3 protein-coding genes are annotated in these 2,882 nt (G+C 67.6%); 1 reads left to right on the top strand and 2 read right to left on the bottom strand.

What is annotated here, in order from left to right; translation table 11 throughout:
• Positions 1-263 precede the first annotated feature (263 nt).
• Positions 264-1,244, bottom strand: coding sequence for a PstS family phosphate ABC transporter substrate-binding protein (locus tag Q0C12_RS14810; protein WP_290891553.1), 981 nt, complete (start codon positions 1,242-1,244; stop codon positions 264-266).
• Between the two features lie 143 nt (positions 1,245-1,387).
• Positions 1,388-1,711: a hypothetical protein gene (locus tag Q0C12_RS14805; RefSeq protein ID WP_290891551.1), complete on the bottom strand. Its 324-nt coding sequence runs from the start codon at positions 1,709-1,711 to the stop codon at positions 1,388-1,390.
• Between the two features lie 196 nt (positions 1,712-1,907).
• Here Q0C12_RS14805 and Q0C12_RS14800 point away from each other — a divergent pair, with 196 nt between their 5' ends.
• A complete protein-coding gene (locus tag Q0C12_RS14800; RefSeq protein WP_290891549.1) occupies positions 1,908-2,774 on the top strand; it encodes a UDP-2,3-diacylglucosamine diphosphatase in 867 nt (288 codons plus the stop codon).
• Positions 2,775-2,882 lie beyond the last annotated feature (108 nt).

Raw genomic sequence — 2,882 nt, 5'->3', positions numbered from 1 at the left:
AGTTCGATGAACCGTTCCTTGAGGTGGCGCGTGGCCTTGTGCTTGAGCCGCATCGGGTCGACTGTAGCGCCGACCGCGGCAGGGTAAGGAATCGCAGCCAAAGCTCCTCCTGGCGTTCTCTTCCGAAGGCGGCCGCATGCAGCGGCCGGGCCGGACCGGTCATCGGAGCACCGCCCCGCGACGGCGTGGGTGGCCGCGGGGTGGGCTCGTGCGTGCCGTCCCCGGGTTTCCTCTACCGGGTGACGGCGGCGGGCTCGCGAGGTCTACTCCTTGGCTTCGAGCGTCATCAACTGGTCGATCGTCAGGCCGACCTTGTTTTCGCCGCCCATCTTGGTGCCGATGCGGCCCTTCTGCAGCGCGGCCAGGTTGTACTCGTAGGCCTTGGCCGGCAGCGGCACGTACTTCACTTCCGACACGAGCTTGGGCGCCTGCTTCATGTAGAACTCGGCGAAGGCGCGGATCTCGGGCTTGGCCAGGGACTTGGCGTTCACGTAGATGAAGATCGGGCGCGACAGCGGCTGGTAAGTGCCATTGAGCACGTTCGCGGCGCTCGGCGCGACGGCCTTGCCGCCCTTCCAGCTGATGGCCAGGCCCTTGACCTTGTCCTTGTTCTCTTCGAAGTAGGCGTAGCCGAAGAAGCCCAGCGCGTTGCGGCTGCGGCTCACGCCCTGAACGATGACGTTGTCGTCTTCGCTGGCCGTGAAATCGCCGCGGCTGGACTTGCTCTTGCCGGTGACCGCCTCGGTGAAGTAGTCGAAGGTGCCCGAGTCCGCGCCGGCGCCGAACAGCTGCAGCGGGGCGTCGGGGAAGGTCGCGCCGACATCCCTCCAGCGCATGACCTTGCCCTGGGCTCCCGGCTCCCACATCTTCTTGAGGTCGTCGATGGAGATTTCCGAGACCGGGCTGTCCTTGTGCACCACCACCGTCAGCGCGTCGAAGGCCACCGGCAGTTCGATGTACTGCACGCCGGCGGCGCGACAATCCTTCATCTCGTTGGCGGTGATCGGGCGCGAGGCGTTCTGGATGTCGGTCTCGCCGCGGCAGAACTTCTTGAAGCCGCCGCCCGTGCCGCTGATGCCGACCGTCACCTTCAGGCTCTTGTTGGCCTTCTGGAACTCCTCGGCCACGGCCTCGGTAACCGGGAAGACGGTGCTGGAGCCGTCGACCTTGACGGACTGGGCCACGGCGGCACCGGCGGCGGCCAGCGCCGCCATGGAGAAGAAGGAAGCTACGACATTGCGCATCATGGAACTCCGGGGTCGATGGGGGGTGAAGGTGCGATGAATGTCACGTTACGGCCGCCTCGTGACGGTAATGTGACGGTCGCGCGATCTTTGATGACGGTTTCTGGCCAGGCGGGCGAGGCCGACCGGCTCGCTTTTCGCCCTCAGGCCGAGGGCTTGCAGGCCTTGCCCTGGCTCTTGCCACCATGCTCGAGCGCGGCACCGCCTTCCGCAGTCGGGTTCAGTGCATAGCCTTCGCCCGTGTAGCGGCCGTCGGCCTGCCGCTCGAGCTCGGCCGAGCCCTGGTGCGCGCGCACGCGGATGGTGCGGCCGTCGTCGCTCACGCGCATCTGGAAGGACTTGTTCTCGGCGCAGGCCATGGTCACGAACTTGCCGGCGGGCAGGCCCCCCAACCCGGCGGGTGAGGAGGCACAGCCTGCGGCCGCGACGGCGGCGGCCAAAGCGAGAAGGGGAAGGGTCTTGTTCATCATGGGACTCGAGGCTCCGAAAGGGGCTGCGCACAGGCAGCGTCAATGAAACGGACGCGGAAGTCTTTGCACCAAGCATGTCCGTTCGATGACAAACCCCTGCGGTGTTGGCCGATGCCCCACTCCGGTTGCTTGAGGCCGGGGCGCTCACCGACCTTCACGCGGCCGTCATCACGGGCCGCGATCATGAGAGTCCATGCATGTCGACACGCCGCCACCCGCGCCCGCCGATGATCTGGACCCGACCGAGCGCCTGCGCGTGCGCACCGTCTTCATCTCCGACCTGCACCTTGGAACCCCGGGCTGCCAGGCGCATGCGCTGCTGGACTTCCTGCGCGACGTGGAGTGCGACACCCTCTATCTGGTCGGCGACATCGTCGACGGCTGGCAGCTGCGCCGCAGCTGGTACTGGCCGCAGGCGCACAACGACGTGGTGCAGAAGCTGATGCGCAAGGCGCGCAAGGGCACGCGGGTCGTGTTCGTGCCGGGCAACCACGACGAGTTCGCGCGCCGCTACGTCACGCACAACTTCGGCGGCATCGACGTCGTCGAGGACGCGATGCACGTCACCGCCGACGGGCGGCGGCTGTGGGTCACCCATGGCGACTACTTCGACGGCGTCATCCAGTGCGCGCGCTGGCTGGCCTACCTGGGCGACCAGGCCTACGAGTTCGTCCTCAAGATCAACCGCTTCCTCAACATCGCGCGCGGGCGCCTGGGCTTGCCCTACTGGAGTCTCTCGCGTTACCTGAAGTTCAAGGTCAAGCGCGCCGTGAGCTACGTCAACGACTTCGAGGTGGCAGTGGCGCGCGAAGCACGCAAGCGCGGCGCCGACGGCGTGGTCTGCGGGCACATCCACCACGCCGAGATCCGGCTCGTCGAAGGCGTGCTGTACTGCAACGACGGCGACTGGGTCGAGAGCCTGACGGCCATCGTCGAACACCACGACGGGCGACTGGAGATCATCGACCGCGGCGTGCATGCCGCGCCGCCGGTGTTCGCCGCGGCTCCGGTGGCCGCGGGCACCCCCGCGGGTGCGCGCGAGCCCGCGCTCGTCGACTGAGCCGGGCGGCGCGGCCCGGCCCGACCGGCGGCCGGCTCCCGTTCATCGTCATGGCACTGCCATGGGCCTGACACGCCGCATTCATATGACACCCGAAGACTCGCAGGC

The organism is Arenimonas sp., assembly GCF_022842045.1.
In the GTDB taxonomy this organism is placed as follows: Bacteria; Pseudomonadota; Gammaproteobacteria; order Xanthomonadales; family Xanthomonadaceae; genus Arenimonas.
This window is presented reverse-complemented; position numbering and strand designations above follow the sequence as displayed.

What these genes read in the sequence shown, in the direction of transcription:
- Q0C12_RS14805 (WP_290891551.1), bottom strand. Translation starts at nt 1,711, where the DNA reads ATGAACAAGACCCTTCCCCTTCTCGCTTTGGCCGCCGCCGTCGCGGCC.
- Q0C12_RS14800 (WP_290891549.1), top strand. Translation starts at nt 1,908, where the DNA reads ATGCATGTCGACACGCCGCCACCCGCGCCCGCCGATGATCTGGACCCG.
- Q0C12_RS14810 (WP_290891553.1), bottom strand. Translation starts at nt 1,244, where the DNA reads ATGCGCAATGTCGTAGCTTCCTTCTTCTCCATGGCGGCGCTGGCCGCC.